Origin of the sequence: Rhodoplanes tepidamans, assembly GCF_030813915.1 — a bacterium.
In the GTDB taxonomy this organism is placed as follows: Bacteria; Pseudomonadota; Alphaproteobacteria; order Rhizobiales; family Xanthobacteraceae; genus Rhodoplanes; species Rhodoplanes tepidamans.
This window is the reverse complement of sequence record NZ_JAUSUJ010000021.1, coordinates 100,196-124,428: the sequence shown is the minus strand read 5'-3', so window position 1 is coordinate 124,428 and position 24,233 is coordinate 100,196. Positions and strand designations below refer to the sequence as shown.

General features: G+C 71.8%; 20 protein-coding genes. 11 read left to right on the top strand and 9 right to left on the bottom strand.

Annotated elements, in window-relative coordinates:
* Positions 1 to 124 precede the first annotated feature (124 nt).
* Positions 125 to 1,741 (bottom strand): glycosyltransferase family 39 protein, encoded by a 1,617-nt coding sequence (locus J2S22_RS22635; protein WP_272779640.1) that lies wholly within the window; start codon positions 1,739 to 1,741, stop codon positions 125 to 127.
* 218 nt (positions 1,742 to 1,959) lie between these two features.
* The gene (gene aptA / locus J2S22_RS22630; protein ID WP_272779639.1) at positions 1,960 to 3,300 is read right to left on the bottom strand and encodes an omega-aminotransferase AptA; all 1,341 of its coding nucleotides are present in this window, start codon (positions 3,298 to 3,300) and stop codon (positions 1,960 to 1,962) included.
* Between the two features lie 281 nt (positions 3,301 to 3,581).
* Between aptA and hisS the strand changes: the two genes are divergently transcribed.
* Positions 3,582 to 5,066 (top strand): histidine--tRNA ligase, encoded by a 1,485-nt coding sequence (gene hisS / locus J2S22_RS22625; protein ID WP_272779638.1) that lies wholly within the window; start codon positions 3,582 to 3,584, stop codon positions 5,064 to 5,066.
* Between the two features lie 189 nt (positions 5,067 to 5,255).
* On the opposite strand, the gene J2S22_RS22620 is transcribed toward hisS, so the two are convergent.
* Complete coding sequence (locus J2S22_RS22620) at positions 5,256 to 6,134, bottom strand: DMT family transporter (protein ID WP_272779637.1); 879 nt, start codon at positions 6,132 to 6,134, stop codon at positions 5,256 to 5,258.
* Positions 6,135 to 6,325: 191 nt separating this feature from the next.
* Complete coding sequence (mutM, locus tag J2S22_RS22615; RefSeq protein ID WP_272779636.1) at positions 6,326 to 7,210, bottom strand: bifunctional DNA-formamidopyrimidine glycosylase/DNA-(apurinic or apyrimidinic site) lyase; 885 nt, start codon at positions 7,208 to 7,210, stop codon at positions 6,326 to 6,328.
* 123 nt (positions 7,211 to 7,333) lie between these two features.
* Here mutM and ubiE point away from each other — a divergent pair, with 123 nt between their 5' ends.
* The 8 genes from ubiE to J2S22_RS22575 all read left to right on the top strand — a co-directional run bounded on the left by ubiE (position 7,334) and on the right by J2S22_RS22575 (position 17,772).
* Positions 7,334 to 8,113, top strand: a complete 780-nt coding sequence (gene ubiE, locus J2S22_RS22610) for a bifunctional demethylmenaquinone methyltransferase/2-methoxy-6-polyprenyl-1,4-benzoquinol methylase UbiE (protein ID WP_272779635.1) — start codon at positions 7,334 to 7,336, stop codon at positions 8,111 to 8,113.
* Between the two features lie 392 nt (positions 8,114 to 8,505).
* The gene (gene ubiB / locus J2S22_RS22605) at positions 8,506 to 10,071 is read left to right on the top strand and encodes a 2-polyprenylphenol 6-hydroxylase (protein ID WP_272777353.1); all 1,566 of its coding nucleotides are present in this window, start codon (positions 8,506 to 8,508) and stop codon (positions 10,069 to 10,071) included.
* 179 nt (positions 10,072 to 10,250) lie between these two features.
* Positions 10,251 to 11,486 (top strand): bifunctional phosphopantothenoylcysteine decarboxylase/phosphopantothenate--cysteine ligase CoaBC, encoded by a 1,236-nt coding sequence (gene coaBC, locus J2S22_RS22600; RefSeq protein ID WP_272777354.1) that lies wholly within the window; start codon positions 10,251 to 10,253, stop codon positions 11,484 to 11,486.
* Positions 11,483 to 11,950: a dUTP diphosphatase gene (gene dut / locus J2S22_RS22595; protein WP_272777355.1), complete on the top strand. Its 468-nt coding sequence runs from the start codon at positions 11,483 to 11,485 to the stop codon at positions 11,948 to 11,950. Before coaBC ends, dut begins: the two co-directional genes overlap by 4 nt.
* 444 nt (positions 11,951 to 12,394) lie before the next feature.
* Positions 12,395 to 14,821, top strand: a complete 2,427-nt coding sequence (locus J2S22_RS22590; protein ID WP_272777356.1) for a PAS domain-containing sensor histidine kinase — start codon at positions 12,395 to 12,397, stop codon at positions 14,819 to 14,821.
* Between the two features lie 99 nt (positions 14,822 to 14,920).
* Positions 14,921 to 16,468, top strand: coding sequence for a tRNA (adenosine(37)-N6)-threonylcarbamoyltransferase complex ATPase subunit type 1 TsaE (gene tsaE, locus J2S22_RS22585; RefSeq protein WP_272777357.1), 1,548 nt, complete (start codon positions 14,921 to 14,923; stop codon positions 16,466 to 16,468).
* A gap of 88 nt (positions 16,469 to 16,556) precedes the next feature.
* On the top strand, positions 16,557 to 16,874 hold the full coding sequence (locus tag J2S22_RS22580; protein WP_272777358.1) for a PilZ domain-containing protein: 318 nt from the start codon (positions 16,557 to 16,559) through the stop codon (positions 16,872 to 16,874).
* A gap of 160 nt (positions 16,875 to 17,034) precedes the next feature.
* A complete protein-coding gene (locus J2S22_RS22575) occupies positions 17,035 to 17,772 on the top strand; it encodes a nucleotidyltransferase family protein (protein WP_272777359.1) in 738 nt (245 codons plus the stop codon).
* Positions 17,773 to 17,825: 53 nt separating this feature from the next.
* Here J2S22_RS22575 and J2S22_RS22570 read toward each other — a convergent pair whose 3' ends face one another.
* Positions 17,826 to 18,944, bottom strand: a complete 1,119-nt coding sequence (locus J2S22_RS22570; RefSeq protein ID WP_272777360.1) for a DUF2125 domain-containing protein — start codon at positions 18,942 to 18,944, stop codon at positions 17,826 to 17,828.
* Positions 18,945 to 19,150: 206 nt separating this feature from the next.
* Here J2S22_RS22570 and J2S22_RS22565 point away from each other — a divergent pair, with 206 nt between their 5' ends.
* Entirely contained in the window at positions 19,151 to 19,765 is a 615-nt protein-coding gene (locus tag J2S22_RS22565; protein ID WP_272777361.1) for a gamma-glutamylcyclotransferase, read from the top strand.
* On the opposite strand, the gene J2S22_RS22560 is transcribed toward J2S22_RS22565, so the two are convergent.
* The 4 genes from J2S22_RS22560 to ftsE all read right to left on the bottom strand — a co-directional run bounded on the left by J2S22_RS22560 (position 19,735) and on the right by ftsE (position 22,987).
* Positions 19,735 to 20,514, bottom strand: coding sequence for a lysophospholipid acyltransferase family protein (locus J2S22_RS22560; RefSeq protein WP_272777362.1), 780 nt, complete (start codon positions 20,512 to 20,514; stop codon positions 19,735 to 19,737). The genes J2S22_RS22565 and J2S22_RS22560 overlap by 31 nt on opposite strands.
* On the bottom strand, positions 20,511 to 21,161 hold the full coding sequence (locus J2S22_RS22555; protein ID WP_272777363.1) for a YdcF family protein: 651 nt from the start codon (positions 21,159 to 21,161) through the stop codon (positions 20,511 to 20,513). The genes J2S22_RS22560 and J2S22_RS22555 overlap by 4 nt, the downstream gene beginning before the upstream one ends.
* Positions 21,162 to 21,372: 211 nt before the next feature.
* Entirely contained in the window at positions 21,373 to 22,341 is a 969-nt protein-coding gene (locus J2S22_RS22550) for a cell division protein FtsX (protein ID WP_272777364.1), read from the bottom strand.
* Positions 22,328 to 22,987: a cell division ATP-binding protein FtsE gene (gene ftsE / locus J2S22_RS22545; protein ID WP_272777365.1), complete on the bottom strand. Its 660-nt coding sequence runs from the start codon at positions 22,985 to 22,987 to the stop codon at positions 22,328 to 22,330. Before ftsE ends, J2S22_RS22550 begins: the two co-directional genes overlap by 14 nt.
* Before the next feature lie 233 nt (positions 22,988 to 23,220).
* On the opposite strand from ftsE, the gene J2S22_RS22540 reads away from it, so the two are divergent.
* Positions 23,221 to 24,195: an MJ0042-type zinc finger domain-containing protein gene (locus tag J2S22_RS22540; RefSeq protein WP_272777366.1), complete on the top strand. Its 975-nt coding sequence runs from the start codon at positions 23,221 to 23,223 to the stop codon at positions 24,193 to 24,195.
* Positions 24,196 to 24,233 lie beyond the last annotated feature (38 nt).

Genomic DNA, 24,233 nt, shown 5'->3' with positions numbered 1-24,233 from the left:
TGGCCGGCCTCGCGCGTGGCGCGCCGGGTGCGGGCCACGCCGCCGGCAGCAAAGCCGGGCGGCGCGGCCGCGCCCCGGGCCGGCGACGGACTGACCAGCCGAATGACGTGACGGCGCGTCCGCCTCACTTCGGCGGCTGCACCGTGCCGGGCGGCTGCACCGTGCCGGGCCGCCCGGCGCCGGGCGGCAGAATGATCAGCGGCGCGCCCTCCGGCGGCACGATGGCGTATTGCAGCCGGACCGGGGCGACCTTGCCGTGCGCCTGACGCGGCAGCATCAGGCGGCCCCGCACCGTAGCGCCCGGGAAGGTCTTCATCCACTCGTCCACCAGCGCCTCGCCCTGCGGCTCCCAGACGATCAGCAGGCCGCGCTTCTTCACGTCGGCCATGTCGATCCACGGGCTGAGCTTCGGGTCGCCGTGGACGATGACGTGCGGCCGGGTCGGCCCGTAGACCGCGACATTGTTGGCGGCGAACTCGGTGCCGGTGACGTAGGCGAGCGGCTGGCCGGTCTTCTCGAAGAAGTCGCGGGTGACGATCTCGGCGAGGCGCCGGCCGGGGAACTGGGTCGCCTTGGGCCGGTCGCGCACCATCGGCTCGACCTCCTCGACCACCACATAGACGAGCGGCATGATCACGAAGACGGCGACGAAGCCTAGCGCGAAGCGGATCAGCCGCACGTCCTCGAACGGCGCGCCGCGCCACGCGACGATGGCGAGCGGCAGGATCGACCACAGTGGATAGCCCCACATGGCGACCGGCAGCCGGCCGAGCAGCACCGCGACCAGCGTCGTGACCGCGAACGGCCCGAGCGCCATCCAGGCGAGACAGCGCCGGTCGAAGGCGCCGGGGCTGATCACGTTGGGGTCGACGTTCCCGACGGTCAGGGGCCTCTGCGCACCGCCGGCGCGGCGCAGCGGCCAGAGCAGTGCGAGCAGGCCCAGGGTCGGCAGCAGGAAGCCGATCTGACCGAGCGTCCACTGCACCGGGAACCAGGCGAACTGCCACCAGTGGGTGGCCGCTTTCGCGCGCGCGTCGACATAGCGGAAGGGCAGGAAATCGCTCTGTACCAGAGCCCAGGCGTTCGGCGCGATGACCAACGCGAAGGCCAGCGCCATCACGTACGGCCCCGGCGTCGCCCACGCCTTTCGCGCGTCGCGATCGACCAGCAGGAACAGCCCGAGCGTCGCGGCGAGCGCGAAGGCGGCGTATTTCGACCAGAAGGACAGTGCCAGGAAGATGCCGGCGAGCGCCCAGTCGATGATCCTTTCCCGGGTGAGGGCGCGATGGAAGAACAGCGCGGTCAACGCCCAGAACGGGAGCTGGCACTGGTCGTGCGCGAACTTGATGACCGAGAAGTTGAAGAAGTGCAGGCCTTCCAGCACCAGCACGGCGAGCAGGGCCGGAAAGCCGCCGACGATGTCCTTGCCGAGCCGCCACACCGCCCACATCGCCACCGCCGAGGCGAGCGGGCCGAGCAGATAGATCATCCGCACGTCGCCGGTGAGCTGATAAAGGCCCGCCGCGATCCACCACGGCAGCGGCGGATGCTTCCAGTAGACGAGCTGCCACTCCTTGCCGAGCGCCAGATCCTCGGCGAGATCGAGCTGCAGGTTGGCGTTGAGGAAGGCCGGCAGCAGCGTCCACACGAAGACGTGCAGCACCAGCACGACGATCAGCACGTCGAACGGCTCGCGCCGCGCGAAGTCGACGAGCCCCGCGAGGCCGCTGCGCTTGCTCATGGGGAACTCCTGGTCGCGGCGCCCGTCTTCACCTCTCCCCAGCGGGGAGAGGTCGGATCTCGCGCGAGAGTGCGAGATCCGGGTGAGGGGGTGCCGAGGCCTCCATCAGGTCCGTAAACCCTCACCCCGGTCGCGAGCTGTGCTCGCGCCCGACCCTCTCCCTCAGGGAGAGGGTCACGTGCCCCGAACGCCGTCTTCGATCTGGTCACGGGCCTTCCTCATCCCACCACCCGAATGATCCGCGCCGTCTTGTCGACGATCTCGCCGATCTCGTCCTCGGTCACGATCAGGGACGGCGACAGCGCGATGGTGTCGCCGGAGACGCGCACGATGGCGTCCTGCCGGAAGAAGCCCTCGTCCATGGCGGCGTAGCCGCGACGGCCCGGCCCGTCCGGATGGGGCGCGAGGTCGATGCCGGCCGCGAGGCCGACGGTGCGGATGTCAACGACGTTCGGCAGGCCCTTCAGGCTCATCACGGCGTCGGCGAACGTCCCTTCCAGCGCGGCGCCGCGCTCGAACAGGCCCTCGTCGCGGTAGAGGTCGAGGGTCGCGAGGCCGGCCGCGCAGGCGAGCGGGTGCGCCGAATAGGTGTAGCCGTGGAACAGCTCGACGACATGCTCGGGCCCGCGCATAAAGGCGTCGTAGATGCCGTTGCGGACGATCACGCCGCCCATCGGCACCGTGCCGCTCGTGACGCCTTTCGCGAACGTGATCATGTCGGGCACGACGCCGTAGCGCTCCGCCGCGAAGCACGGCCCGAGGCGGCCGAAGCCGGTGATCACCTCGTCGAAGATCAGCAGCAGGCCGTGCCGGTCGCAGATCTCGCGCAGGCGCTTCAGGTAGCCCTTGGGCGCCGGCAGCACGCCGGTGGAGCCCGCCATCGGCTCGACGATCACGGCCGCGATGGTGGAGGCGTCGTGCAGGCCGACGAGGCGTTCCAACTCATCCGCCAGATGCGCGCCCCACTCCGGCTCGCCCTTGGTGAAGGCCTGCTGCTCCCTGTCGTAGGTCGTCGGCAGATGATCGACGCCGGCCAAGAGCGTGCCGAACATCTTGCGGTTCGGCACGATGCCGCCGACCGAGATGCCGCCGAAGCCGACCCCGTGATAGCCGCGCTCGCGGCCGATCAGCCGGGTCCTCGCCCCCTGCCCGCGGACATTGTGCCAGGCCAGCGCGATCTTGAGGGCCGTGTCGACCGCCTCGGACCCGGAGTTGCAGAAGAAGACGTGGTCGAGGTCGGCCGGCGCCAGCGCGGCGATGCGTCCCGCCAGCTCGAAGGCCCCGGGATGGCCGTGCTGGAACGCCGTGACGTAGTCGAGCTCGGCCGCCTGCCGCTGGATGGCCGCGACGATGGGATCGCGGTTGTGGCCGGCATTGCAGCACCACATCCCCGCGATGGCGTCGATCAGGGTGCGGCCGTCGACGGTCGTCACCCGCATGTCCTTGGCCCGCACGACCAGCCGCGGCGACTGCTTGAAGGCCCGGTTGGCCGTGAACGGCATCCAGTAGGGCTCGAGGTCGTTGGGGACCCCGGCGGCGACTTTCTCGACGACCGGCATGGGACACTCCTTCAGAGGCGGCGGACCCTAGCCGGATTTTTCCGCAAGCGGAACGGCTTGCCGGGGGAGGCCCGGTGGGCTATCGACGGCCGGCCCGACCTCGCGGGTGCGGCCCCGGGTCCACCACCCGACGGCGTCATGGCCGGGCTTGACCCGGCCATCCATCACCCTGAAAAGAAGCGTCTTTTCGAAGATGGATACGCGGGTCGAGCCCGCGTATGACGGATCGGGGCGGCGCATCGCCTCGCCGCCGGCGCGATCGATCGCGGGAAGGTTTGGACATGGCCACCGACAAGAAGAGCAAGCTCAAGGCGCGGCTGCCGCGCGGCCTCGCGGACCGCGGCCCGGGCGAGATCGCCACCACCCAGGCGATGATCGAGAAAATCCGGGCCGTGTACGAGCTGTACGGCTTCGAGCCGGTCGAGACCCCGGCGATCGAGTACACCGACGCGCTGGGCAAGTTTTTGCCCGATCAGGACCGGCCGAACGAGGGCGTGTTCTCGTTCCAGGACGACGACGACCAGTGGCTGAGCCTGCGCTACGACCTCACCGCGCCGCTCGCCCGCCACGTCGCCGAGAACTTTCAGAACATCGCCCTGCCCTACCGGTCCTACCGGTTCGGCTGGGTGTTCAGGAACGAAAAGCCCGGCCCCGGCCGCTTCCGCCAGTTCATGCAGTTCGACGCCGACACGGTGGGCTCCGCCTCGCCGGCCGCCGACGCCGAGATCTGCATGATGGCGGCGGACACGATGGAGGCGCTGGGGATTCCACGCGGCTCCTACGTGGTGAAGGTGAACAACCGAAAAGTGCTGGACGGCGTGCTGGAGGCGATCGGGCTGGGCGGCGACGAGAATGCCGGCCGGCGGCTGACGGTACTACGGGCGATCGACAAGCTGGACCGGCTCGGAGTGGAGGGCGTGCGCCAATTGCTTGGGGAAGGCCGCAAGGACGAGAGCGGGGATTTCACGAAAGGTGCGGGGCTCGACGCGAACGCCATCGAGGCCGTCGTGAACTCGATCGTCCCGGGCGAAAGCGATCCGCGCCTGGAGGAGAACGCTACGGCCAAGGCCGGCCTCGACGAACTTGCGGCCATCGAGGCCCTGATCAAGGCGGCGGGATACGGCGACGGCCGGATCGCGATCGATCGCACCGTCGTCCGCGGTCTGGAATACTACACCGGCCCCGTGTTCGAGGTGGAGCTGCTGCTCGACACCAAGGACGAGAAGGGGCGGCCCGTCAGATTCGGCTCGGTGGGCGGCGGCGGGCGCTACGACGGACTGGTGTCGCGGTTCCGCGGCGAGCCGGTGCCGGCGACCGGCTTCTCCATCGGCGTCTCGCGCCTCCAGGCGGCGCTGCAGCTCATCGGCAAAATCGACACGACACCGGCGCCCGGGCCGGTCGTCGTGACCGTCTTCGACAGGACCCGCCTCGCCGACTACCAGAAAATGGTCGCGACGCTGCGCGCCGCCGGGATCAGGTCCGAGCTCTATCTCGGCAATCCGAAGAACATGGGCAACCAGCTCAAATACGCGGATCGGCGGAAGAGTCCGTGCGTGGTGATCCAGGGCTCGGACGAGAAGGACCATGCGGCCGGCCCGCACGTGATCGTAAAAGATCTTCTGCTCGGCGCCGAGCTGGCGAAGCTCGACAAGGACCGCGAGGACTATCTGCAGCGCCAGGCCGAAGCCCAGGCCCTGGTGCCGCAGCCCGACCTCGTCGCCGCGGTGCGCAAGGTGCTGCAGCGCCACGGGGTGCGGTGGGGATAGGCACGACCGAGGTCCCGGGCCGCAGCGCGAGCCTCTCCCCTCGCGGGAGAGGGTGGACGAGCGAAGCTCGGCCGGGTGAGGGGGCGCGCCACTCGCTCGGAATTCGCGGATGGCCCCCTCACCCGTCCTCGCTGCGCGAGGGCACCCTCTCCCGCGAGGGGAGAGGGGAAGGGCGGCGGCGCCGTCCCCCTACCGCCGCAGCTGGAACGCGAACAGTGCCGCTATCATCACGGCGGCGCCGAGGGCCTGCACGGGGGCGAAGACCTCGCCCAGGAAGAGCGCGCTCAAAAGCGTGGCCAGCAGCGGCTCGAGGTTCATGGTGAGCGCGGTGCGGAACGGGCCGATGCGCGTCGTCGAGATGAACAGCACGGCGACTCCCGTGGTCGTCGTCACCCCGAGCAGGAGAATCCACAGCCAGCCGATCGGCACCACGGGCGGCACGAAGTGCAGCGTGACGAGCGAGCCGACGCCGAACAGCGTGGCGGTGGCGATGTTGGAGTACCAGGTGGAGAGCCGCGCATCGGCCTTCATCAGGCGCATGCGGCTGATCACCAGCACGGCGACCCGGCAGACGATCGCCACCACGATGCACAGGAGACCCGGCACCGAGAGCTCGGACGGCGAGGCGCCGATCATCAAGGCGAGGCCGCCGAACGCCGCGGCGGCGGCCAGAAGCCCGCGCCAGCTCAGCTTCTCGATGCCCATCGCGGCGCCGACCATGCCGGTGATCATCGGATAGGTGAAGTAGACCAGGATCGCCATCGGCACGGTCAGCAGCTCGATGGCCTTGAAGATGAAGAAGATGATGCCGGCGTAGAGGACGCCCATGCCGTAGGCGGTGCGGCGCTCGTCGGTGGTCAGCGGGATCGGCGTCGGCCCGACGGCGATCCACAGCGCGGTGAGGCCGATGCCGAGCAGCGAGCGCGCCGTCGCCATGGTGACGACGTCGGTACCGGTACCGAGCGCCACCTTGGTGAGCACGTCGGCGCCTGCGAAGGCGACGGCACCGGTGAGGCCCGGGCCGTAGTCGAAGAGCCTGCGGCCGATCGCGGAAGGGGAGGAATTCACGGAACCTCGCAACTTTCACCCACCCCTGGAGGGGCTTCTTGCGTGATCCGTCATCCCGGGGGCGCGCGGAAGGCGCGACCCCGGAATCCAGTGACGGAACTCGGCGTGCCGGGCTGGATTCCGGGTTCGGCGCTGCGCGCCGCTCGGAATCACCGGATTGCGCATCGCCCTCCCCTGGCAGGCGAGGACGGCTACTTCTGGCACACCGGACAGAAGAAGGTCGAGCGTCCCGACTGGACGATGCGGCGGATCGTTCCGGCGCAGCCGGGCGTGGCGCACGGTTCCCCCTCGCGGTCGTAGACCCGGAACCGGTGCTGGAACAGGCCGAGGGTACCGTCGGTCTGGCGGTGGTCGCGCAGCGACGAGCCGCCGGCCGCGATGGCGTCGGCCAGCACCGCCTTGACCGCCTCGACGAGGGCCACCAGACGCGGCGTCGGCACCCCGCCGCGCGCGACGAGGGTCCCGGCCTTCCGGCGCGGCGAGAGGTGCGAGAGGTGCAGCGCCTCGCACACGTAGATGTTGCCGAGCCCGGCCACCACGGTCTGGTCGAGCAGCGCCGCCTTGAGGGGGGCCGCCTTGCCGGCCAACGCCAGCGCGAGGCGGGCGGCGTCGAAGCCGGGGTCGAGCGGCTCCGGGCCGACCTCGCGCATCAGCGGATGCTCGTGAAGCTCTGCCGCCGGCACCAGCAGCATCAGGCCGAAGCGGCGCGGATCGTTGAAGATGAGCCTCGCGCCCGACGACATGGCGAACACCACGTGGTCGTGCGCCCTCGTCTCGGAGCGCGCGTGATAGTAGGCGCCGGGCGTCAGGCTCGCCCCGGGTCCGAGCTCTACCCGGAACGATCCGGACATGCCGAGATGCATCAGGAGCACCTCCCCGGTGGAGAGGTCGGCGAGCAGGTACTTGGCCCGCCGGCGCAGCGCCATGACGGTGGCGCCTTCCAGCCGCCCGCGAAAATCGTTGGGGAACGGCCGGCGGAGATCCGGCCGGCGAACCTCGACGGCGACGAACCGGGCCCCCTCCATGGCCGGCGCGAGGCCGCGCCGGACAGTCTCGACCTCGGGCAGCTCAGGCATGGGGTGGCTCGGGCACGGGGGGAACAGACGGGGGACGGACGGCCATGGCATAGGAGATAGCGCCCCCGGGCGGCGCGCGCTATGGTCCGGCCCGCACAGAGGCAGAGCCGCAACCGACATCCCATGCCGACCGATCATTCGCAAAACAGCACTTCGCCAGAAACCCATTTCGGATTCCGCACCGTTCCGCTGGCCGAGAAGCAGGCCCTGGTGGACGACGTGTTCCACACCGTGGCGCGCCGCTACGACCTGATGAACGACCTGATGTCGGGCGGCCTGCACCGCGCCTGGAAGGACGTGCTGGTCACCGCCGTCAACCCGCCCAAGAGCGACCGGCCGTTCCACCTGCTCGACGTCGCCGGCGGCACCGGCGACATCTCGTTCCGCACCGTCGCGGCCGGCGGCGCCGGCACCCGCGCGACCGTCTGCGACATCAACACGGACATGCTGGAGGTCGGCCGCGAGCGCGCCTACGAGCGCGGCGTCGACGACGTGGTCGACTTCGTCGAGGGCAATGCCGAGACCCTGCCGTTCCCGGACCGGAGCTTCGACGCCTATACGATCGCCTTCGGTATCCGCAACGTGCCGCGCATCGAGCTGGCCCTGGAACAGGCGTACCGGGTGCTCAGGCCGGGCAGCCGCTTCCTGTGCCTGGAGTTCTCGACCGTCGACATTCCCGGCCTCGACCGGCTGTACGACCTCTACTCGTTCAACGTCATCCCGCGCATCGGCAGCATGGTGGCGGGCGACGCCGAGGCGTATCGATACCTGGTGGAGTCGATCCGCAAGTTCCCGAAACCCCAGGCGTTCGCCCGGATGATCGAAGCGGCCGGGTTCCGCCGCGTCGACGTGCGGATGATGTCCGGCGGCATCGTGGCGCTGCATTCCGGCTGGCGGCTGTGAGGCGGGAGGGGCTCGCGTCGTCCTTCCCCTCTCCCCTCGCGGGAGAGGGTGGATCGCCGCGCAGCGGCGAGACGGGTGAGGGGGGCCTCCGCAAACTCCGAGCCTGTGGCACGGGGCCCCCCCCCCCCCCGGGGGGGGGGGGGCCCCCCCCCCCCCCCGGGGGGGGGGGGGGGGGGGGGGCGGGGCGCGCCCCCCCCCCCCCCCCCCCGGCGGGGGGGGGGGGGGGGGGCCGGGGGGGCGGGGGGGGGGGGCGCCCCCCGCCTCCGCAAACTCCGAGCCTGTGGCACGCCCCCTCACCCGGCCGCGCTTCGCGCGGCCACCCTCTCCCGCGAGGGGAGAGGGTAAGGCGGCAACGCCTCGGCCCTTCGCGCCGGTTCATTTTCGGACGTCTCATGATCCCTCCCTTCTCCCACCTCGTCCGCCTCGCCCGCGCCGGCTTCGTGCTGGCGCGCGAAGGCGTGTTCGCCCTGGTCGATCCCGAGCCGCTGCCGGCCGCCGCCCAGATCGGCCTCAAGCTCGCCCGCCTGCTGGAGCGGCCGACCAGCGCATCGGGCGCCACCCGGCTTTCGTCGGCGCTCGGCCGGCTCGGGCCCAGCTACGTCAAGCTCGGCCAGTTCCTCGCGACCCGGCCCGACGTGGTCGGCCAGGCGATCGCCTCGGATCTGGAAAACCTCCAGGACAAGATGCCGCCGTTCCCGCAGGACCAGGCGGAGGCGGCGATCGAGCGGGCGCTCGGCCGGCCGGTGCACGGCATGTTCACGGCGTTCGGCCCGCCGCTCGCGGCCGCCTCGGTCGCCCAGGTGCACCGGGCGGAGATCGCCACGCCGACCGGCCCCCGGTCGGTCGCGGTCAAGGTGCTGCGGCCCGGAATCGAGAAGGACCTCCGCGCCGACATCCAGGCCTTCTTCTTCGCGGCCCGGCTGGCCGAGCGCTTCTCGGCCGAGGCCCGGCGCCTGCGGCTGGAGCAGGTGGTGGCGACGCTGGCCCGCTCGGTCACGGTCGAGCTCGACCTCCGGCTCGAGGCAGCGGCGGCTTCGGAGATGGCCGACAACGTCGCCGACGACCCCGACTTCCGGGTCCCCCGGGTCGAGTGGGATCTGACCGCCCACAACGTGCTGACCACCGAGTGGATCGACGGCACGCCGTTGTCCGACCGCGCCGCGCTGGAGCGCCGCGGCCTCGACCTGCCAGCGCTCGGCCGCACCGTGATCCAGAGCTTCCTGCGCCATGCGGTGCGCGACGGCTTCTTCCATGCCGACATGCATCCCGGGAATCTCTTCGTCGACGACGCCGGACGGCTGGTGGCGGTCGACTTCGGCATCATGGGCCGGCTGACCGAAAAGGAGCGGCGGTTCCTGGCCGAGATCCTCTACGGCTTCATCAGCCGCAACTACCGGCGCGCCGCCGAGGTGCATTTCGAGGCCGGCTACGTCCCGGCGACCCAGTCGATCGACGAGTTCACCCAGGCGATCCGGGCGATCGGCGAGCCGATCCACAACCGCAGCGCCGAGGACATCTCGATGGCGAAGCTGCTCACCCTGCTGTTCGAGGTGACGGCGCTGTTCGACATGAAGACCCGGCCGGAGCTCCTGCTGCTGCAGAAGACCATGGTGGTGGTCGAGGGCGTCGGCCGCATGCTCGACCCGAGGCTCGACATGTGGACCACGGCCGAGCCGGTGGTGCGGGCCTGGCTCGAGCGCCATCTCGGCCCGGCCGGCCGGGTCGAGGGCGCCGTGGAGGGGGTCGGCGAGGTCGGCCGCTTCCTCGGCGGCATGCCGGGGCTCCTGTCGCGCGCCGCCCGCCTCTCCGAGCAGATCGACCGCGCCACCCGCGACGGCATCCTGCTCGCCCCCGAGACGGTCGCCGGCATCGGCGAGGCCGAGGCCCGCCGCAACCGCGGCACCACCGTCGCCCTGTGGGTGATCGCCGTCCTGCTGCTGCTGAACCTCGTCCGATGACGCCGTTTTGAGGTCATCCGGGGGGATGGTATGGAACCGCCCAGGCCTCTCCGTCGTCATGCCCGGCTCCGTGCCGGGCCTCCACGGCGCGGCCGCAGGCCGCGAGCCGCGTCGATGGCCGGGACGCGCCCGGCCATGACGGCGGACAGCACCTCTCAACCGGCGAAGTCCCGGCCGACATGACCCTCTCCTCCAAGCGACTCCTCCTGGTGATCAGCGGCGGCATCGCCGCCTACAAGGCGCTCGACCTGATCCGCCGCTTCCGCGAGCGCGGCGCCTCCGTGCGGGTGGTGATGACCCGGTCGGCGACCGAGTTCGTGACGCCGCTGTCGGCCGGCGCGCTCGCCGGCGAGCCGGCCTATACGGACCTGTTCGACGCCAAGACCGAGTTCGACGTCGGCCACATCCGGCTCGCGCGCGAGTGCGACCTCGTCGTCGTCGCGCCGGCGACCGCCAACCTGATGGCCAGGATGGCGGGCGGCCACGCCGACGACCTCGCCTCCACGGTGCTGCTCGCCACCGACAGGCCGGTCCTGGTCGCGCCGGCCATGAACCCGGTGATGTGGGCCGCGCCGGCGACGCAGCGCAACGTCGCCCGCCTCGCCGCGGACGGCGTCACCATGGTCGGGCCGAACGCGGGCGAGATGGCGGAGCGGAACGAGGCGGGCGTCGGCCGCATGGCCGAGCCGCTGGAGATCGTCGCCGCCGCCGAGGCGCTGCTCGCCACCCGCGATCCGGCCGGCCGGCCCCTCGCCGGCCGCACGATGCTGGTCACCTCGGGCCCGACCCACGAGCCGATCGATCCGGTGCGCTACATCGCCAACCGCTCGTCCGGCAAGCAGGGGCACGCCATCGCCCGCGCCGCCGCCGCGGCGGGTGCCGCCGTCACCCTGGTCTCCGGCCCGGTGACGCTGCCCGATCCGCCCGGTGTGTCGGTCGTGCACGTGGAGAGCGCCCGCGAGATGCTGGCCGCCGTCGAGGCGGCGCTGCCCGTGGACGTCGCGGTGTTCGCGGCCGCCGTCGCCGACTGGCGGGTCGCCAGCGCCGGCGACCAGAAGATCAAGAAGGGCGCCGCCGGCGCGCCGCAGCTCGCCCTGGTCGAGAATCCGGACATCCTGGCGACGGTGTCCAAACGCACCGCGGGCCGCCCGCCCCTCGTCGTCGGCTTCGCGGCCGAGACCCAGAACGTCGTCACCAACGCGCGTGAAAAACTGGCGCGGAAGGGCTGCGACTGGATCGTCGCCAACGACGTCTCGGCCGACAGCGGAATCGCCGGCGGCGTGATGGGCGGCGACAGCAACAGCGTCCACGTGGTGACGGCGGACGGCGTCGACTCCTGGCCGGCCCAGTCCAAGGAAGAGGTCGCCCGCGCGCTCGTCGCCCGCATCGCCGCGGCCCTGAAGGAGCGGACATGAGCATCCCCGAACTCCGCGTGATGCGGCTGCCGCACGGCGCCGGCCTGCCGCTGCCGGCCTATCAGAGCGACGCCGCGGCCGGGCTCGATCTTCTCGCCGCCGTGCCCGCCGACGCGCCCGTGACGATCGCGCCCGGCGGTCGCGCCCTCGTCCCGACCGGCCTCGTCCTCGCGCTGCCGCCCGGCACCGAAGGCCAGGTGCGGCCGCGCTCGGGACTCGCGGCGCGGCACGGCGTCACGGTGCTCAATACGCCCGGCACGATCGACGCCGACTATCGCGGCGAGGTGCAGGTCGTGCTCGCGAACTTCGGCGACGCAGCGTTCGCCGTGACACGCGGCACCCGCATCGCGCAGCTGGTGATCGCACCGGTCCTCCAGGTCTCGGTCCGCGAGTCCGAAACGCTCGACGAGACGCTGCGCGGCGCCGGCGGCTTCGGCTCGACCGGGCTCGCCGGCACGCGCTGACAGCGGTGCGCCCGGCACCGGCTTAGCCTGTCCGCAGGACGCGACGGCCGTGTGTACAGTTTTCTCCACTCCCGCCGTTCCGGCATGGCGGATTTTCAGTACGCCGACTCCACGTTCACTCTCTGGACTCTTCCGGCGCGACTCGGCTTGAGGCACATTGACTGGCGATTCGCGACGCTGCTCCACGAGTGGCGAATCGCGGGGACGGCGGCGGGGCGTATCGCCCGGCGCCGGGGGGTGAAGTTTTCCGCGTCTAGATTCGATCTGGCAGCACGTCCGCTCGGGCGTGCGCCGAGCATTCACGAGTTCGATCGGGCCGGGCCGGCCGATTCCGGACCGGAACGAAGAGGTGAGAGCACGATGCGGGACGAGGGCGCGACGAGAAGCGGAGACCGTCGTCCGCCGCGACACCTCGGACGGGAGCGCCCGCTCCTCCTGGTCTCGGTGGCCAGCTTCGGCGCGGCGTCGCCGGCCGCCGCCGAGGTCCCGTTCGGCACGCCCTATATCGACGCCGTCACCCGGCTCGGCACCCAGGAGCTGACCACGCTCGTGGTGCTGATCGGCGTTCTCGCCTTCGCGGTGGTCACGGCGATCGCCCTGGTGCGCACCCGCAACCGTGCCGCCGTCGACCGCCAGCGGGCGGACGCCACCATCGCGTCGCTCCACTCCGACGTCGACCGCCTCGCCGCGCTGCTGATGTCGGAGCCGCAGGTGCTGGTCGTGTGGACGGCCGGCTTCGGCGAGCCCGAGGTGATCGGCGAGGTGTCGTTCATCGCCCCGACGCTCGCGCCGCACGACATCCTCACCTGCGAGCAGTGGCTGAGCCCGGAGCTCGGCCGCGCGCTCGGCGACGCGATCGAGCGGCTGCGCGTCAAGGGCGAGGCTTTCGCGCTGCTGCTCACCACCATCCAGGGCCGGCACGTCGAGGCGGAGGGACGCCCGATCGGCGGGTTCGCCGTGATGAAGCTGCGCAACGTCACCGGCATCAAGCGCGACCTCGCGGAGTCGAGCGTGCGTTGCCAGAGGCTGCAGAGCGACGCCGACGCGCTGAAGAGCCTCGTCGAGATGCTGCCCGCCCCGGTGTGGATGCGCGATCCGACGGGCCAGCTCGCCCTCGTCAATCCGGCCTATGCCCGCGCCGTCGAGGCCGCCGATCCGACCACCGCGGTTGCCAAGCGCATCGAGCTGCTCGGCCGCGGCGAGCGCGAGGCGATCGCCCGCACGCTCGACACCGGCAGCGGCTATGCCGGCCGCCTGACCGCCATCATGGCCGGCGCCCGCCGCAGCCTCGACGTGCTCGAGCTGCCGGTCGCCCAAGGCCGGGTCGGCGTCGCCATCGACGTCACCGAGGCGGAGCGCCTGCGCACCGAGCTCGATCACATCCGGGCGGCGCACCGCCGCACTCTCGACCACCTCGCCACCGGCGTCGCGGTGTTCGGCGCCGACCGGCGCCTGTCCTTCTACAACACGGCCTACCGCACGCTGTGGGATCTCGATCCCGAGTTCCTGGCCGAGGCGCCGAGCGACTCGGCCGTGCTCGACCGCCTGCGCGCCGCCCGCCGGCTGCCCGAGCAGCAGGACTTCCGCCAGTGGAAGACCAACCTGCACCGGGCCTACGTCTCGACCGAGAGCGAGACCTACGAGTGGCATCTGCCCGACCGCCGCACCATGCGGGTGGTCACCACGCCGAACCCGGAGGGCGGCGTCACCTATCTGTTCACCGACATCACCGAGCGGCTGGAGCTCGAGCGCCGGGCCGACGCGCTGACCCGGGTGCAGGGCGAGACACTCGACAATCTCGCCGAGGCCGTCTCGGTGTACGGCAGCGACGGCCGGCTGCGCCTGTTCAACCCGGCCTTCGCCAAGAGCTGGAAGCTCGCGCCCGACGTGCTGTCCGGCCGTCCCCACATCGAGCAGGTGATCGACCTGTGCCGGCCGCTCTATCGCGACGAGGCGACCTGGCAGGCGCTGCGCGCCGCCGTCACCGGGCTCGACAAGCGCGACGCCGGCAGCGGCCGCATCGAGCGCAGCGACGGCTGCGTCATGGACTTCGCCACCGTGCCGCTTCCGGACGGTGCGACGCTCGTCACCTTCCACGACGTGACCGACTCGGTGAACGTCGAGCGGGCCCTGCTCGAGCGCAACGAGGCGCTGATCGCCGCCGACGAGCTGAAGCTCGACTTCGTCCACCACGTCTCCTACGAGCTGCGCTCGCCGCTCACCAACATCATCGGCTTCGCGCACTTCCTCGGCGACCAGTCGACCGGCCCGCTCAACGACAAGCAGGCCGAGTATCTCGGCTACATCACGGTCTCCACCAACGCGCTGCTCGCCATCATCAACAACATCCTAGACCTCGCGACCATCGACGCCGGCGCCATGACGCTCAATCTCGGCGCGGTCGACATCCGCGCCACCATGGAGGCGGCGGCCGAGGGCGTGCAGGACCGGATCGTGCAGAACGACCTGATGCTGGAGCTGCGCGCCGCGCCCGGCATCGGCGCCTTCACGGCGGACGGCCGGCGGCTGCGCCAGATCCTCTTCAACCTGCTGTCCAACGCGATCGGCTTCTCGCCGCCCGGCGGCCGGGTGGTTCTGGCGGTCGAGCGCAGCCCCGAGGCGGTGGTGTTCTCGGTCAGCGACCAGGGCCCCGGCATCCCGCCGGAGCTGACCGACAAGGTGTTCGACTGGTTCGAGAGCGATCCGCGCGGCTCCGGCCATCGCGGAGCCGGTCTCGGCCTCTCGATCGTGCGCTCCTTCGTCGAGCTGCACGGCGGCACGGTGCGGATCGAGAGCACGATTGGACAGGGCACCACGGTGGTGTGTATTTTCCCTCTCGTGACGGCGGCCGCCCGCACGGCCGCCGAGTGACCGCTCGGCGCGTGCCACCCGTTACGTGACGACCCGGTACGTGACGACCCGGTGCACGACCGCCCGCGAGACCGAACCGCGAGAGACTGCCCCGTCCCCATGGAACCCGTCCGGTCCGGCGGAACGCCGATCACGCTGACGCTGGCCGACGAGCAGGCGACGCGGCGGCTCGCCGTGGATCTCGCCGCCACCCTCGATCCCGGCGACGTGGTGATGCTCTCCGGCGACCTCGGCGCCGGCAAGACGACGCTCGCCCGCGCCCTGATCCGCCATCTCGCCAACGACCCGACGCTCGACGTCCCGAGCCCGACCTTCACCCTGGTCCAGAGCTACGACCTGCCGCGCTTCACGCTCATGCACGCCGACTTCTACCGGCTGCAGGGCGAGGACGAGCTTGCCGAGCTCGGGCTGGACGAGATCCCGGCCGGCGCCGTGGTGCTGATCGAGTGGCCGGACCGCGCCCCCGGGCTCGCGGCCCCGGAGCGGCTGGCGATCGATCTCCGCCTCGCGCCCGAGGAGGGGCCGGACGCCCGAATCGTCCATCTCACCGGTCACGGCAGCTTCGCGACCCGCATTCAGCGGATGCTGCATCTGCGACGGTTCCTGGAGAAGGCCGGCGTCGCCGAGGCGCGCCGCGAACGCGTCACCGGCGACGCTTCGTCGCGCTCCTATGAGCGCGTGCTGCTCGCCGACCGGACCATCCTGCTGATGAACGCGCCGCGCCGGCCGGACGGCCCGCCGGTCCGCCACGGCCGCAGCTACAGCGCCATCGCGCATCTCGCCGAGGACGTGAGGGCCTTCGTCGCGGTGGCCGACGCGTTGCGTACGCTCGGCTTCTCGGCCCCGGAAATCTACGGCGCGGACCTGGCCGAGGGTTTCGTGCTCCTCGAGGATCTCGGCGACGGCCGGGTGGTCGAGGGCGACCCGCCCACCCCCATCGCCGAGCGCTACCGCGCGGCCGTCGACCTCCTGGTCGCCCTGCACGGCCACATGCTCCTGCCGAGCGAGCTGCCGGTGACGCCGCAGCTGACCTGGCGTCTGCCCGACTACGACCTCGACGCGTTCCTGATCGAGATCGAGCTGCTGCTCGACTGGTACCTGCCGCGGCTCGCCGCCGTGCCGTCGACGCCGGCGCGCAGCGCCTTCCTGTCGTTCTGGCGAGACGCGCTGAAGCCGGTGCTGGCCCAGCCGCCGACCTGGGTGCTGCGCGACTTCCACTCCCCCAACCTGATCTGGCTGCCGGAGCGGCGCGGCATCGAGCGGGTCGGCGTGATCGACTTCCAGGACGCCGTGATGGGGCCGGCCGCCTACGATCTCGCCTCGCTGCTGCAGGACGCCCGCGTCACCGTGCCGGAGGAGCTGGAGATCGAGCTTCTGGGCCGTTACGCCAAGGCACGCCGCGCCAACGAGCCGGCCTTCGACGTCGGCCAGTTCGCCCAGATCTACGCGACCGTCGCGGCCCAGCGCGCCACCAAGATCCTCGGCATCTTCGCCCGGCTGGAGAAGCGCGACGGCAAGCCCCAGTATCTCCGCCACATGCCGCGGGTGATGACCTACCTGCAGCGGGCCCTGGCGCATCCGTCGCTGGCGCCGCTGCGCGCTTGGTACGCGGCCTACGTCCCGCCGCCGCCGGCCGGACCCGGTTGAGCCCCCGAACCGGGTCGGCGCGTGGTAAGGCCTTGGAAAGCTTGGCGGGTTAAGGTCGGTCCTGGCCACCGGAACGGGACCAGGGTTGATGAACACCGAGCGCAAGGCGGGCGACCGCGTCGAATTCGAGCACGGCTACGCCGCCCGCATCATGGGCATCGACGGCACTTGGCAGCGCGAGGTGCTGCTCGAGGATGTCTCCGACAGCGAGGCGAAGCTGACCGTTTTCGGCTCGACCGAGGAGATCAACCTGGACGAGTTCTTCCTGGTCCTCTCCAACTGGGGCCATGCCCACCGACGCTGCGAGCGGGTGTGGCTGAACGGCGACCAGATCGGCGTGCGTTTCCTCAAGAACGTGCAGCAGAAGGTGCGCCGCGAGCGCAAGCGCCCGAAATTCGAGATGTGAACCGGGCGCCGGCACCGGACACCAAACGGGTTCCGGTCGTCGACGGGCGATGCCGCAACCCTCCGGTGCGGGCGCCGGGGGCATGCGGTCGCACCGATTCGGTTGCTGTTGAGCCCGGCCGCAGAATCGTGTGCAAGAGGGGGCCCCCGAGAGGTCGCCGATGTCCGTGCCTGTCGCTTCCGTTCGCCCCCGCACCGCCATGGTCCTTGCCGCGGGCCTCGGCACCCGCATGCGCCCGCTCACCGACACCCTGCCGAAACCGCTGGTTCCGGTCGGGGGCAAGCCGCTGCTCGACCACGTGCTCGACCGGCTCGGGGCTGCCGGCGCCGAGACCGTGGTGGTCAACGTGCATTTCTTCGCCAACAAGATCGAGGAGCACCTCGCCGGGCGGACGAGGCCGCGCATCGTCGTCTCGGACGAGCGGACCGCGCTGCTCGGCACCGGCGGCGGCATCGTCAAGGCGCTGCCGACCCTCGGCGACGCGCCGTTCTACCTGGTCAATGCCGACACGCTCTGGATCGACGGGGTGAAGACCAATCTGGTCCGCCTCGCCGACATGTTCGACTCGGCCCGGATGGACGCGCTGCTGCTGCTCGCCGCCACCTCGACCAGCGTCGGCTACAGCGGCCGCGGCGACTACCTCATGACCCCGGACGGCCGGCTCAAGCGCCGGGCCGAGCGCGAGGTGGTGCCGTTCGTCTATTCCGGCGTCGCCGTCCTGTCGCCGGCCCTGTTCGCCGATGCGCCGGCGGGACCGTTCGCCCTCACCACCCTGTTCGACCGTGCCGAGGAGGCCGGCCGCCTTCACGGCCTGCGGCTCGAGGGGGTGTGGATGCATGTCGGCACCCCGGAGGCGATCGCCGCCGCCGAGAAGGCCATCATGGCGAGCGCTGCGTAGAGGCCGTCAAGAAGCCGGTTGGCGCCTTTCGAGGTGCCCCGGAACGACGGGTGTCAATACAGCGGCGCCAGCTGGCCGACCTTGAACGGACCGAGCATCACGGCGCCGTCGGCGAAGCGCAGCGGCACCCTCACGGCGCGCTTGCCTTCGAGCTCGGTCGCCGGTCCCAGTGCGTCGGCCGCAACCCCGCCGCCGCCTCCGCCGCCGCGCAGGACATTGCCGAGGCCGGGAAGCAGCCGGTCGAGGCCGGGCGCCAGCCGCTCGCGCGTCGCCTGCGGGAGGAGCTGGTTGACGAGCTGGTCGATGCCGAGCAGCGGCAGCAGCTTGTCGGCATTGACGACGACGAGCTGGAGCTCGCCGTCCAGCGCCCCGCGCGGCGACAGGCCGAGCGTGCCGGTGCCGGTGGCGATCACGTCTCCCTGCTGCAGGCGAGCCCGGGTGACCTCCAGCCGGCCGCCGGCCGCCTGCAGGGCACGCAGCGTCTCCTTCAGCGAGCGCGGCCTGAGCGACGGCAGTCCGCGGAGCACGCCGACGGCGTCGAGGTCGACGGGCACCGCTCCGAAGCGACCGAGCGCCGGCGCGATCGCCTCGTCGAGCGACAAGGCGAGGTCGAGCACCGGGTTCTGGCGCGCCGAGCCGGCGGCGATGCGGGCGTGGAACTCGGCCCGGCCGGCCTGGCCGAGGAGGCCCGCCGTCGACCCGTCGAGCGAGGTCGCCATCGGCCGGTCGAGCACCACGGACAGCCGCTCCGGATCGGTCGGCAGGCCGCGCAGGCTCGCCTGGGCGAGCGACCAGTTGACCGACAGGACCGGGGCGGCGCCGACGTCGCCGATCTGCAGCGGACCGGTCGCCTCGGCGATGATCAGGGTCGGCTGCCAGATCTGGGCGACCACCACGGCGGCCCGGGCCGCGAGTGTCGCCGGCGGCGTCGCGGAACGCAGCTCGGCGATCGGATCGGTGCAGCGGAGCTCGAACCGGAACGGGAAACCGCCGACATCCTGTTCGGCGCATTTGTAGGTGCGTCCGAGGGCGGCCTCGTTCTCCTGCCAGCCGGCCAGCACGGTGCGGGTGACCGAGGCGGCCTGGAACCAGAAGGCCGTCCAGGCCAGCCCGAGGACCACCACCAGGGCGAGCGGCAGCGCGACCAGCCAGGGCCGGCGCTTACGGCGCACCGGCAGAGCCTCGTGTCCGACCGACCTCACGGCTGATCCTTTCGGTTGTCCGGGTTTCGTCCGGCGTCCGACCCGGACGGACTTGCCGCGGGCCGGGGGCGGCTGTTAGGCGACCCTTGTGGCAGTCTGGTGTCAACCCGTCCGAAGCGCCGGCTCCCGGCGCGACGACCCGCCGGAACCGCCGGCCTCCAGCCGCCCGGAACACAATGGTGACGACCTCCGAGATAGACCACGCCGACGAGGATCTGTGGGTATTTGGATACGGCTCGCTGATGTGGCGGCCGGGGTTCGCCTTCGTCGAGCGCGTGCCGGCCCGACTGGTCGGGCTGCACCGGGCCCTGTGTGTCTTCTCGTTCGTGCATCGCGGCACTCCGGAGAAGCCGGGACTGGTGCTCGGGCTCGACCGCGGCGGCACCTGCCGGGGCATCGCCTTCCGGGTCGCGAGGGCGGAGCGGGCGGCGACGCTCGCCTATCTGCGCGCCCGCGAACAGGTGACCCACGTCTATCTGGAGACGCTGCGCCCGATCGTCCTGCTCGACGGCGGCGGTCCGGCGGCGGCGCAGCGCCGGGTGCGGGCGCTGGTCTACGTCGTCGACCGCTCCCATCCGCAGTATGCCGGCCGCCTCGACCTCGAGCAGCAGCTCCGTCTGGTCCGCCAGGGGCACGGCCAGTCGGGGCCGAATCGCGACTATGTCGTCGCGACGGTGCGGGAGCTGGAGGCCCAGGGGTGCCGCGACGCGCAGCTCCACGCCATCGCCCGCAGGCTGGCGGCGCCCGAGGCGCGCGCCCCTCACGGCCCGGCCGACGCCCCGTCGACCTGAGCGGTCGCCGCGGCGGGACCCGGGCCTGCGCGGCGCCCCTGCCCTTCGGCGACCAGCCGGGCCGTCGCCGCCTCGATGGCCTCCTGCAGGTGCCGCAGGAAGGCGCGGCGGGCGAGACCCGGCGGAATCGGATCGAGCACCTCGACCAGGATGGTTCCGGGCGGCCGCAGAAAGCTGCGGCGCGGCCAGTGCAGTCCGGAGTTGAGGGCGATCGGCAGGCAGGGCACGCCGAGCTCGGCGTAGAGCAGCGCGATGCCCGGCTTGTAGTCGGCGGCGGCGCCCGGGGGGCTGCGGGTCCCCTCCGGGAAGATGAGGATCTGCCGACCGGCGTCGAGCAGCGACCGGGCGGACCGGGCCATCCTGACGAGCGCCCCCCGGCCGGCGGTGCGATCGACCGGGATCATGCCGGCCTTCCGGGCGTACCAGCCGTAGAGCGGGATCCAGGTCAGCTCGCGCTTGATGATGAAGCTCGGGTCCTCGAACAGCGAGAGCAGGGCGAAGGTTTCCCAGGCCGACTGGTGTTTGGCGGCGACCAGCAGGGCGCCGCGCGGCAGCTTGTCGAGGCCGCGCCACTCGACCGAGACGTCGCAGATGACTCGCAGGAGCCAACCGCTGGTGCGGCCCCAGGCCTTCGCCATCCCGATCATGGCGCGGTGCGGCAGCGCCAGCGCCGGCAGCGCTGCGAGCAGGAAGACGACCGTGGTGGCGTAGAAGGCGATGGTGAACAGAAGGGAACGGACGGCGATCACGTTGCGGGTCCCGGCGGAACGGCCGGCGGCGAACGCCGGCGTTGGGCGGCTTCGGTGAGATCGACCACGGGCTCGATCCGGATGCGCGCCAGCGCGACGATGTACTTCACGTATTCGGTCATGAGAAGCCGGGCGTTGGCGCCGTTCGACCACCACGGCTCGGCGCGCGCCCGGGTGACCACCGGATACGGGATCAGGGCGACGCCGGGCAGGCGGTGGCCGAGCTCGGCCATGGCGCGCGGCATGTGGTAGCTCGAGGTGACGACGACCAGCGAACGAAAGCCGCGCCCCAGCGTCCAGCGGCGGGTCTCGACGGCATTGCCGATGGTATTTCGGGCCTCGTGGTCGAGGTCGATGCAGCAGTCGAACAGCTGCTCGAAGTCGGGCACGCCGCGGGCGAGCTCGCTCGAGCTTGTGGAGCGGTGAACCCCGGTGATCAGCAGGCGGCGCCCGCGACCGGACGCCAGCAGCTCGACGGCATCGACGACCCGGGAGGCGCCGCCGGTCAGCGCCACGATGCCGTCGGCGGTGCCGCTCAGCACCACCTCCTCGCGCGGCACCCGCCAGGCGAACACCACGAAGCCGGCCAGGAAGGCGGCCGTGCCGACGACGCCGAGGCCGATCCCCAGGAGGAACAGGCGCCGCACCGACCGGCGGAGCGTCGTCGGTCGCCGGAGCGCGGGCGCCGGCGCGGACGCGCGCCCGGACGCGGACGGCCCCGGCGGGGCGCCGCCCGCGACGTCACGCGTGGTTCGTCCGTCCTCGACTGCCATCTGCTCACGTCCCGCGGTCGAGAATATCGGGAAATTCGGCGCGGGGAAGGCGTCGCCCGGTCCCCGCCGCACCGGGCGGATCGCCTCAGCTCACCGCCTTCAGGGTCGCGGCGACGACCCGCCGCGACGTGAACGCCGTGACGGCACCGACCAGGGCGACCTGGAGGAGCAGGATCATGTAGCCGCCGATCCCCAGCGAGACGCCGCCGAACAGGGCTGCCGCATCGGAACCGCCGAGGCCGAACAGACGGCCGCCGATCAGGCCGAGGACCAGGAACATCAGCACGGCGGCGCCGCCGCCGATGGCCCCGCCCTGCAGGCCGAGGAACAGGAAATGCCGCATGAACTGGCCGGCCACGTAGGCGTCCTTGGCACCGATGAAGTGCAGCACCTCGACGGTCGGCCGGTTGGTCGCCATGGCGCCGCGGGTCGCGAAGACGACCGACAGCACGGTCGCGGCCATCACCAGAGCCAGGATGGCGAGGCCGATCCCGACCACCGTGTCGGCCATCGCGCGCAGCCGGCGCGAGAATCCCCGGTGATCGTCGAGGCTCGCGCTCGGCACCTCGGCGGCGAGCCGGGCCCTCAGGGCGGCGAAGTCGGGCGGCCGGCCCGGCGTCACCTGGATGACGATCAGGCGGGGGACCGGCAGGCTGTCGAGCGACAGGCCGGAGCCGAGCCACGGCTCCAGCAGCCGCGCCGACTCGGCCTTGTCCTGGGCCCGCACCGCGGTGACCCCGGGGGCGGACCGGGCGATCTCGACCGCCCGCACCACGTCGACCTCGAGGTCGCGCCCCGCCATCGGCCGGACCTGGATCGTCACCTCGCGGGAGACGTCGGACTGCCAGTCCGACGCCGCCCCGCGCACCAGCACCACGGCCCCGGTGGTGAGCGAAGCCAGGAACGTCATGATCGCCACGACGGCGATCAGGGCGCTCGCCGCGATCGAGGTGCGCGGCACGATGGGCGTTTCGCGCGGCCGGCGGCGGACGAGCGCGAAGAGGGAGGCCAGCCGGGACGTCCCGGCGGCCGGGCCGGGGTCAGTCATAGACATGGATCCGCCCCTCGTGCAGCACCAGCCGGCGCGCGTCGTACTGGTCCATCAGCCCGATATCGTGGGTGGCGATGACCACCGAGGTCCCCGACTTGTTGAGCTCGATGAACAGCCGCAGCAGGCGCTTGGCGAGATTGGGGTCGACGTTGCCGGTCGGCTCGTCGGCGAGCAGCAGCTGCGGGCGAGCGATCACGGCGCGGGCAATGGCGGCGCGCTGCTTCTCGCCGCCCGACAGCACCGGCGGCAGCGCCGCCATGCGCTCGCCGAGCCCGACCCAGTGCAGGAGCTCCTCCACCTCGTCCCGGTAGGTCTCCTCCTCGCGGCCGAGCACCCGCAGCGGCAGCGCCACGTTCTCGTAGGTCGTCATGTGGTCGAGCAGGCGGAAATCCTGGAACACGATGCCGATGCGCCGGCGCAGCACCGCCAGCGAGTCCTTGTCGAGCGTCGCGACGTCGTGGTCGAACAGCGTGATCAGGCCACGGGTCGGCCGGAGCGAGAGGAACAGAAGCCGCAGCAGCGACGTCTTGCCGGCGCCGGACGGGCCGGTGAGGAACTGAAACGAATGCGGCTCGATGCGGAAGGTGAGGTCGCGAAGGACCTCCGGACCCAGACCGTATCGCAGACCCACGTTCTCGAACCGAACCAAGCCGTTCTCCGATGCCGCCCCTTTCGACCGGGCCCTCCGCGCCGTCCGCCCGGCACAATTTCGCCGGCCGGAGGCGATTCGTCCCCTTTTACTCGAAGCCGTGGCCGGCGGCACGTCCGCACCGTTGCCGACGCACCATGGTCACCATCGGAGAACGCCACCACTTTGGTTTCCGGGTCATTAACGAAACGCGGGTTAGAATGGGGGCGGTTCGGGAATGCAGTGTCGACGTCATGAAGATCGTCTGTCCCCAGTGCGAGGCTTGGTACGAGGTGCCGGAGGCGTCCGTCGGACGCGGCCGGACGGTGCGTTGCGTCGAATGCCGGACCGTGTGGACCGCGACCGCCGAGGACGCAATCCGGGCCGAGGAGGCCGCCCGCCGCCGTGCCGCAGCCCGGCAGGAGGCGGCCCGGCAGGAGGCCGCCCGCGAGCAGGCCGCCCGGCTCGCGGCCGAGCCGGAGCCGGCCTTCGCGGCCGCCGATGCCGGAAGCGCCGGCGGTCCTGGTCCAGGCCCGGCGCCGGCGGGCGCGGCCGGCGACGACGACGGCTGGCCCGACGACCTGTCGCCCCCCAAGGATCCGCCGCCGGACGCCGACGCGACCGCGGAAGCCGACGCGACCACGGCCGTCGCCGACGCCCCCTCCGTGGTGCCGGAGCACGATGCCTTCGCCCTGCCGGACGGGCCGACCCGCGACTGGGACGCCGAGTTCGAAGCCGCCGAGGCGCGCCGCCTCGCCCGCGAGCAGGCCGGACCGAAGACGCGCCGCGGGCTCGCCCTGCCGAAGCCGAGCTGGGCGACGGTCGCGCTCTCGCTGATGGTGGTGATCGGAGTCGTGCTCGCCTGGCGGGTCGACGTGGTGCGGGCGCTGCCGCAGACCGGCGCGCTGTTCGCCAAGATCGGCCTGCCCGTCAACCTGCGCGGACTCGCCTTCGACGCCGTGAAGGTGGAGACCGACATGTCCGACAACGTGCCGGTCCTGGTGGTCGAGGGCGTCGTCCTCAACGTCTCCAAGGTGCGCATCGACGTGCCGCGGCTGCGCTTCTCGATGCGCGACGCGAGCGGCGCCGAGATCCACACCTGGACGGCGATGCCCACGCGGCCGAGCCTCGCCCCGGGCGAAGCGCAGCCGTTCCGCACCCGGCTCGCGTCGCCGCCATCCGAGAGCCGCGAGGTGTTCGTCCGGTTCTTCACCCGGCGCGATCGTTGATCTATTCCTGCTGTTTCGCGTTTCTGTCGACGAGGACC